10 protein-coding genes are annotated in these 7,234 nt (G+C 42.0%); 2 read left to right on the top strand and 8 right to left on the bottom strand.

Features of this window, described 5'->3' with window-relative positions; translation table 11 throughout:
- Positions 1–274: 274 nt before the first annotated feature.
- From ABD915_RS08555 to ABD915_RS08540, 4 genes are read right to left on the bottom strand one after another with little or no spacing between them, the layout of a single operon-like run.
- Positions 275–1,204 (bottom strand): hypothetical protein, encoded by a 930-nt coding sequence (locus ABD915_RS08555; protein WP_345117384.1) that lies wholly within the window; start codon positions 1,202–1,204, stop codon positions 275–277.
- Position 1,205: 1 nt separating this feature from the next.
- The gene (locus ABD915_RS08550; protein ID WP_345117382.1) at positions 1,206–1,631 is read right to left on the bottom strand and encodes a hypothetical protein; all 426 of its coding nucleotides are present in this window, start codon (positions 1,629–1,631) and stop codon (positions 1,206–1,208) included.
- On the bottom strand, positions 1,631–3,091 hold the full coding sequence (locus ABD915_RS08545; protein ID WP_345117380.1) for a hypothetical protein: 1,461 nt from the start codon (positions 3,089–3,091) through the stop codon (positions 1,631–1,633). Before ABD915_RS08545 ends, ABD915_RS08550 begins: the two co-directional genes overlap by 1 nt.
- A 1-nt stretch (position 3,092) precedes the next feature.
- Positions 3,093–3,800, bottom strand: a complete 708-nt coding sequence (locus ABD915_RS08540; RefSeq protein ID WP_345117378.1) for a phage adaptor protein — start codon at positions 3,798–3,800, stop codon at positions 3,093–3,095.
- Between the two features lie 64 nt (positions 3,801–3,864).
- Here ABD915_RS08540 and ABD915_RS08535 point away from each other — a divergent pair, with 64 nt between their 5' ends.
- Together ABD915_RS08535 and ABD915_RS08530 are read left to right on the top strand one after the other, a co-directional pair.
- Positions 3,865–4,173 (top strand): type II toxin-antitoxin system RelE/ParE family toxin, encoded by a 309-nt coding sequence (locus tag ABD915_RS08535; protein ID WP_345117376.1) that lies wholly within the window; start codon positions 3,865–3,867, stop codon positions 4,171–4,173.
- Positions 4,154–4,438 (top strand): addiction module antidote protein, encoded by a 285-nt coding sequence (locus ABD915_RS08530; protein WP_345117374.1) that lies wholly within the window; start codon positions 4,154–4,156, stop codon positions 4,436–4,438. The genes ABD915_RS08535 and ABD915_RS08530 overlap by 20 nt, the downstream gene beginning before the upstream one ends.
- Before the next feature lie 35 nt (positions 4,439–4,473).
- On the opposite strand, the gene ABD915_RS08525 is transcribed toward ABD915_RS08530, so the two are convergent.
- The 4 genes from ABD915_RS08525 to ABD915_RS08510 all read right to left on the bottom strand — a co-directional run.
- Complete coding sequence (locus tag ABD915_RS08525) at positions 4,474–4,854, bottom strand: hypothetical protein (RefSeq protein ID WP_345117372.1); 381 nt, start codon at positions 4,852–4,854, stop codon at positions 4,474–4,476.
- Between the two features lie 15 nt (positions 4,855–4,869).
- Entirely contained in the window at positions 4,870–5,250 is a 381-nt protein-coding gene (locus tag ABD915_RS08520; RefSeq protein WP_345117370.1) for a hypothetical protein, read from the bottom strand.
- 17 nt (positions 5,251–5,267) lie between these two features.
- On the bottom strand, positions 5,268–6,398 hold the full coding sequence (locus tag ABD915_RS08515; RefSeq protein WP_345117368.1) for a N4-gp56 family major capsid protein: 1,131 nt from the start codon (positions 6,396–6,398) through the stop codon (positions 5,268–5,270).
- Between the two features lie 92 nt (positions 6,399–6,490).
- A partial coding sequence (locus ABD915_RS08510; protein ID WP_345117366.1) for a hypothetical protein occupies positions 6,491–7,234 on the bottom strand: 744 nt, incomplete at its 5' end.

Here is a 7,234-nt window from a genome sequence, read left to right as displayed (position 1 = left end):
GATAGCTGCTTTTCATTTCATTTGAATGACACATGCGTTATAACATTTGCATCATGATTGGCTTTTTATGGTCTATTCATACATGGCAATCTTATATAAAAAATGGTCAAATGAATCACGTATAAAAATATGGATTCTTAAGTGGATTCATATAAAATAATTGCACATAACATATTGACTTTATTGTGTTTTTATGCAATATTTGGTTCCTGCTCCAGCTAATAACCCTAATAATGGAAATGCCATAACACTCTCCTACAAAGCTATTGTTTAATTATCTCAGTCCTAACTTTGGCTTTACCAAGTCGTAGAATCCATGTGCTCCTCCTGCAAGCGCTGCTCCTGCTGGACCACCTGCCATGTAACCAAAAGCCATCGGTGCTACCTGAAGTGCCATAGAACCTATAGTCCCTACATTCTGCCAAGGATTATTGCCTTGCGTCACAGAAGCTGTGTTATTGTTTGTCGTCGTGCCATAATTTCTTGCAAAGCCATGACCGGCATTCAACAACATATTCAATCTATTCCAACCGCTATTGTCTTGTTCCAGCCAACGTTCGCGATTGGCATCAACAAGCCGTTGATTATAATCATTAAGAACACCGCTTCCCTGCAACATGTTTGAATAGGCATTGCCATAACCCTGTAAAAAGTTATTCGAAGCGCCCAATTGATTTTGATTGGCTTGGTCAATCATTGCATTGGCTTGCATCATATTCTGCACATCTTGATTATATTGGTTCGCTGTAGCGCTTGTAGACAAAGCACCAAGTTCATCTGCCAAAACACCTGTATGTGCACCGGACCCATAACGACCTGCTCCTGCAAAAGAACTGTTAATCGTATCTCTTACACGGTCTAAACTATTTTGAAGGGCGGCATTAAAAGAGGGATTCTGTCCAACCATACCACCTGAAGCCATTCTTCCAAGATTATTTGCTGCCGACGTTGGATTGTAGACCGTATTCATCAAAGAACGGTTTTGATAATGGCTAGGAATACTCCCAAGTCCGCCAATGGCATAGCGCGTCTGATCACTTAATGGCGCAACACGAGGTCCACCATAAACATTCCCACCAATCCCTGTGTTATACATTTGGTAAGCATCCGCACCACCACGCTTAAAGACATTCTCCATCCAAGCAGGAGGGGCGCTCGTTTGCACCTGCTTCTGTTCTGTTGTTGTTGGCGTCTTGCTCCCCATGTTACAATTCCTTCCTGTAATAAAGCATCGTTATGCCATAACCTTGCTTGTCCAATGCGCGCTTCCAACCTAAGCGCCCTAAAATCTCTATCTCAAAAGCGCCATTCTCACGCGCCCAGTCCTCTGCAACTTTCAAATTCTCAACTTGATCAAGAACACCCTTGCCACTACATTCACAAATCAAGGCGCGTTTTTTTCCTAAAACTGTCTCTTGTATCTGGGTCGTAACAGCCGCTAAAAAGCGCTCCTCATCATCCAAAACAAGCCATAACTGTTTTTTACCATTGCAAATGGCTTCAATCAGTTCTTGCAACGTAACTTCATGTTTGAAACGCTCTACATACGCACTCAATGACGCAAATATATCTTCAAAGTACGGGGCTATACGTTCAAAATCCCAAGAACTGGTCAAATAGACTTTTGCCATTATCCTCTGCCTAAAGGACGTAAATCAACGTTAAAGCCCGTAGTCATTGTCCAAGGTTCATGTTCTGGAATGCGTAATTTAAAACGGTGATAACGGTTGCGTGAGCGACCATGATAAGCACCCGTGACATAAGAACATTCCCTCTCCTTATGCCATGTGATCGGCGTATCGTGATTACGCAACCTTCTTTCCCCAATGCTTAAAAGACCTTGCGTTGTATCAACCTCTGCAAACATCTTCGTGATAAAGCTAAAGCTTCCATCCGGTGCCCCCATCTCTTGCGAAACAAGAGTTGCCTCCATTGGCGCTCCTGTAAACATAACAAGACGGTTGTTGTCATCAAAAGCACCAAGGATAGGCGCACCACTTTGCCAACGGGGACTATCTAAAGAAGCCGGTAGGTCTTCAAGATTAATCGAAATCTCATCCAATTGTTCTAAAGTATAACCTGTTGTAAACACTGGAAAGAATGTAAAAGGCTTTCCCTGTAGTGTCGACCATTTCTGCAACCCCCAATCATAAACAAAGGTGGTTTGCTCGTTATTGCCTCTTTTTAAGGACCAATAAACACGGTTATGGACTGGGTCTATAACCCCCTGCATCTCATCAAGGGCAAGTTTATCAAAGTTTTTAAAAACCGTTCTATCAACCTTTTCAAAGCCTATCGGCAAAAGTTGTCCATCCAAGCTCATCTGATAAAAGCCACCATCATCAGCAAAAAAGGCATCACTGCCTCGACAAGCTATAGAGCCTGCACTGCGCGCGCCTCGCTTGTCTTGGATTTTTTGAAACGTAAACACTATCTTAGAACCCGGAACAAAAGTTCCTGCATAAATAGCAGAACGGAGAAAAATGAGCGGATTGGTAGATTCCGTTGCACCCTGCACATATTCTCCATCCGGAAAATCTTGAAAATCGCAATCTTTTTGCTTAACGGTCCAATGGGTTGCATCTTCCAAACCAGACCAATGAATGCGATTGGGATGATCAGTTAATTGCATCAAACAAACAAAAGGTCCCCAGACCTTGACCAAGCCTGCTTTCGGTGGATTACCACCTAAATCTTCAAATCGTTCGGAACTATGGGTATTAAAGACTTGCGGTTTGTCATTTTTATTGACCGCAATAACTCTTTGACCAAACAAAGCAAATGACCATTGATTATCTTCATTCGCATGATAGGTCACACCACTTTGACTTATGTCTTTCCAACCTTGCGTTTGACTATCATAACTATAAAGCTTTTGCTTGCCTCCTACGATAATCTTAACACCATTGCCACTTCTAAAGGCGATACAACCCAACGGCTTTTCTTCCAAAGGCATCTTAGAAACAACCATTGCACTAGCCATAGGAATGTAGCCACCATCTGCTGGTAAAACATTCACAAGGCTATCCGTAAAGCTGCTGTTGACAACCGAAACATCTGGTCGGTAATCAGCTATAGGAAAATAAACCATGTTAGAAATCCGTTGGAATTATTCTTGTCACGTTATGGCGTTTAGAGGTCTCTGCACGCAATTCATGCAACTGCTCGTTAAAGTCATTGTAAGCTGCCGTTGCACAATCGGGTTCTTTAAGGATATTCTTGTACAACTCATATTTTGCACGCGCCTTAATCAGATCAAACGCGTGCACAAACCATAGATGCTCTTCATCAACACTCTCTATCTCTGCTAAGCGCAATGGAGAGAGTATGAGTTGAATCTGATAGGCTTTATCCGGTGTGGGATAAAGAGAGAGCTTCCTATCAAAGTAACTGTAATAAACCGGCGTTCCTTGCTGTTCTGATGATAACGAAGTCTCTAAAGAAACATGGTCCTTACACGCCAATGCAAACTTATGATCTTGACCAGAACTTAAATAAACGCTTTTGATTTTAACAGCTGTTTCGATATGGCGGGTATCGGTTGCGTCATACACTCCCTTCCCCGCCTGTGTTGTAAACACCACATCACGGCTTTCGTTAAAGTAAAAAGTTTCCCTCTCACAAAAACGAATAGCAGCAAAAATACTTTCTTGGATTTGCGCTACATACTCATCCGTGATGTCATCGATTTCGCTTTGAATTACCGTTACAAGATGTGCAAGCGTCCTTCTATGACGAAAAACATCGTGGTGATCTTGTATCGGTCCTCCTGTCCTTATCCGAATATAATGACGCGCCATCACAACACCTTTCCGTGAAAAACTGACACTTGACATACCACCATCTGTGCATTACAGTGCACTGATGATACTCATTCATAAAACGATAGAATTTGATACTTGGCTTAAGAAACTTAAAGATAAAAGCGTTAAGGCTATTATTCTTCAGCGTGTTGTACGCTTAAAACAAGGACTTTTCGGTGATGTTAAATTCTTTCATGGTATAGGAGAATTACGTATCCACTATGGGGCTGGTTACCGAATTTATTTTACCCAAAAAGGCTCTGATTTGATCCTCTTGTTATGCGGTGGAGATAAATCAACGCAACAAAGGGATATTGAACAAGCGTTAAAGTTAAAAGAGGAGTACAGTGATGAAAATAACCCCATTTAAACCCGAAGAATATCTTAAAGACATTGAGTCACAGCAAATTTTTCTCAATGAAGCTCTTAAAACCGGTGATGCCGCTCACATTGCTGATGCTATTGGTATCGTTGCACGCGCCCGAAATATGAGTGCCTTAGCAAAAGAAACCAATCGCGAACGCAGTGGATTATATCGCTCCTTAAGTAAAACGGGTGACCCCAAGCTTTCTACCTTAGTCGCTGTATTATCTGCCCTTAATTTGCAACTCTCTGTACAATCTTCTAGCTCTTAAATTGAGGGGGAGTGAATACATCTCTCCCCTTAATTTCAGTGATTAGTCACAAATTCAACCACTACAGTTGCTTCACCTGCATTAACTTCTTTATCTGCTGTAGCATAGAGAGTGACTTCTTGATCAGGCGAGACAAATTCCTTTTGATTTTTAGGTTTTATCTCTTTGACGCCTTGTTCTTTGATTTCGACTTCACCAATTTCGTCTCCGTCATGTGCCGTACCAATTTTTACCTTTGCATCCGAAAACGCTGTTTTGATAAATACCTTAACCGAAGTGATCAGCGCTCCACGTGGTAAGATGCCTATTTTCAGGCTCTTCTTTTTGTCTTGATGCGTAAAGTTAAGCCTAAAAAAGCTGACCTGCTGTGTGTGAAGACTTCTCCCCTGCAAGGGAGGTGGTAAATGATCTGCCATGTCTTATTCCTTCAATCAACGATTTGTGATAAACTCAACCACAACAACTCCCTCTCCAGCGTTAACTGTTTTGTCAACCTTAGCATAAAGAGTAAGTTCACTATCTAACGGAACAAATTCCTTTTGACCCGTTGCCTTAAATTCTTGTGTCCCTTGCGTTTTGATTTCTTTTTCACCAAACTCTTGACCCGTAGGAGAGATCCCAATCTTGAGTTTTGCTTCTGAAAACGCTGTTTTTATGAAAGCTTTTACAGATGTCACAAGGGCTCCACGAGGCAAGGTCCCTATCTTCATCGCCTTATCTTTGTTTTCATGCGTAAAGTTAAGCCTAAAAAAGCTTACCTGTTGTGTCTGAAGGTTTCTCCCTTGTAAGGGAGGTGGTAAATGATCTGCCATTTCTTCTCTCCCATTAATTATCCAGCAGCTGCCTCACCGCTGTAGGTGGAAATAACAATAGTTCCAAAATCTTGGGCTGTCTGTGCACTATTTGGCATCTGGAAACGCGTTTTCTTCATCCCTATCAATGTCTTAGCTGCAACACCAAATTCACGTTCATAATCAAAATATTCTTCCTTAAGCGTATAATGGGTTGCACTATGATTTTTACCAAAACCTATGATCGCACTTTGTGCTCCTAGGAATACCGCGCGACGCACACTTTTTACAGCTGTGCTATCTGTTGATTTAACACCATGGGTGACATGAATAGCTTCGCGTAAAACAACACCATTATACATACCAAGAGAGCCATCAAAAATCGGGTTTTTAGCGCGAGAGGTTGCATAAACTGATTTCTGGATATCTAACCACTCACCTGCTGCTGTATTGGTGCGCAATTGCATCACTTGCGTTGGGTGCAAATACAAAACATAAACATCATCACCATTGACATGCACTGGAGAAATTTGCGGATTAGCAAGCTTGGCTTGTTTGACCGCTTCATCAATCAGCTTCAAACTAAAGCTATGTTTAGCTTTATCGTTGAGATCTTCATCCTTCGTTTTTGCATCGGGTCGAATAATGCGCTCACTGCTCGGCGCCAGGATAGGATTAAAGCCATAATGAACCGGTTTAATGTATACTTCTCGACCATCAACATTAAGCGTACTCGCTGTGTAGCCACACACTTGAAGAAAGAACATAATACTTAAACGGTTGGCATACCAACGGACCAAACCTTCTTTGGCTTTTTTCCGTAAATTCGGCAAAATTCTCTGTTGATCAATGGAGTCATCATTCGCCACGCGTGCTGCATGTAAGAGCTCGTTGATAACAAGCCTGTCATTCATAAATTGCAGCGCCTCTTCATTGCCTTCAAGCGTTTCTCCTTGGGTCACACCATCTCCAAATAGATTCACCAGCAAGCTAAATGTAATGCTATCCCCTGCACTCTTATGAGTTTCGTTATAAAGCTGGATAATACTGTTTGAACTTTTTCCTATCAAGGGGGCTATTTTCGTTGCTTTTAAAACTTCATTGCTTAATTTTTGTGACCACAGTTTTACCGCTTGCGGGTCATGGGTCATGATATGTGTTGTTGCCATTTCTCATTTCACCTTTCTTTGCTATAAAAAAACCGGCTTAAAGCCGGTGGAAAACCCGCATCAAAGGCGGATTATGCTGTTAAACCTATTGTCTAATCAGGGTCTGCACCCATGATTTCGTAAAAAAGAGCTTCATTTTTTGGATTGGATATCCAAACGTTGAATTCTTTCTCTGACATATTGGAAAGAGTGTCTTTGGTCATAGGACCGGTTATACCTCCTCCACCAGAGGCTGTTAAAGTCCTCGCAGAATTCTGACGACTCTGGAGTGCTGCTACCTGATTGTTGGCTTGTACTGCCTGGTTCTGATAACCGCTGTCTTTTGCTATTGTATAAAGCGCGTCTGCTGGATTAACACCTTTTTGTGCACACGCAGCTACAATCGTGCGTAATTCGTCACTAATAATCGCGTCTATTGTGCTTTTTTGGGTATATTCCGGATAAACCGTTGACCAAGCGGACAACTGCTTTGCACGAGTCTGATAAAGAAAATCCGCCGCAGCATCAAAATCACTGTATCTATCTTTAACCGCTTTAACAGAATTTTCAAAAAACTGGTTCAGATGCGTATCATACTGCTGCTGTTCAAATGTCTGCCGTTGTGCTTCACGGTGTTCTTTAATAAATGCATCTTGCTCTTGAAGCTTTTTCCCCACCCACCCCATATAACCAATAATATCTTGGCTAGGATCTGGAGGCGCACCTTCCCCTTCAACCATTGGCGCTTGAGGTTGAGTTTCATAAAATTTGACAAGTGCTTCACGGGATTGCTTTAATTGTTCTTCAGCACGTTGCTGTTCTATACTAGGGACTGTAATCTCTGAAGGCTGTTCAAC

The sequence above is a fragment of the Bartonella jaculi genome (assembly GCF_039543045.1).
GTDB lineage: Bacteria > Pseudomonadota > Alphaproteobacteria > Rhizobiales > Rhizobiaceae > Bartonella > Bartonella jaculi.
The sequence above is the reverse complement of the archived record's forward strand: the minus strand, read 5'-3'. Positions and strand labels throughout refer to the sequence as shown.

What these genes read in the sequence shown, in the direction of transcription:
- ABD915_RS08555 (WP_345117384.1), bottom strand. Translation starts at nt 1,204, where the DNA reads ATGGGGAGCAAGACGCCAACAACAACAGAACAGAAGCAGGTGCAAACG.
- ABD915_RS08550 (WP_345117382.1), bottom strand. Translation starts at nt 1,631, where the DNA reads ATGGCAAAAGTCTATTTGACCAGTTCTTGGGATTTTGAACGTATAGCC.
- ABD915_RS08545 (WP_345117380.1), bottom strand. Translation starts at nt 3,091, where the DNA reads ATGGTTTATTTTCCTATAGCTGATTACCGACCAGATGTTTCGGTTGTC.
- ABD915_RS08540 (WP_345117378.1), bottom strand. Translation starts at nt 3,800, where the DNA reads ATGGCGCGTCATTATATTCGGATAAGGACAGGAGGACCGATACAAGAT.
- ABD915_RS08535 (WP_345117376.1), top strand. Translation starts at nt 3,865, where the DNA reads ATGATACTCATTCATAAAACGATAGAATTTGATACTTGGCTTAAGAAA.
- ABD915_RS08530 (WP_345117374.1), top strand. Translation starts at nt 4,154, where the DNA reads ATGAAAATAACCCCATTTAAACCCGAAGAATATCTTAAAGACATTGAG.
- ABD915_RS08525 (WP_345117372.1), bottom strand. Translation starts at nt 4,854, where the DNA reads ATGGCAGATCATTTACCACCTCCCTTGCAGGGGAGAAGTCTTCACACA.
- ABD915_RS08520 (WP_345117370.1), bottom strand. Translation starts at nt 5,250, where the DNA reads ATGGCAGATCATTTACCACCTCCCTTACAAGGGAGAAACCTTCAGACA.
- ABD915_RS08515 (WP_345117368.1), bottom strand. Translation starts at nt 6,398, where the DNA reads ATGGCAACAACACATATCATGACCCATGACCCGCAAGCGGTAAAACTG.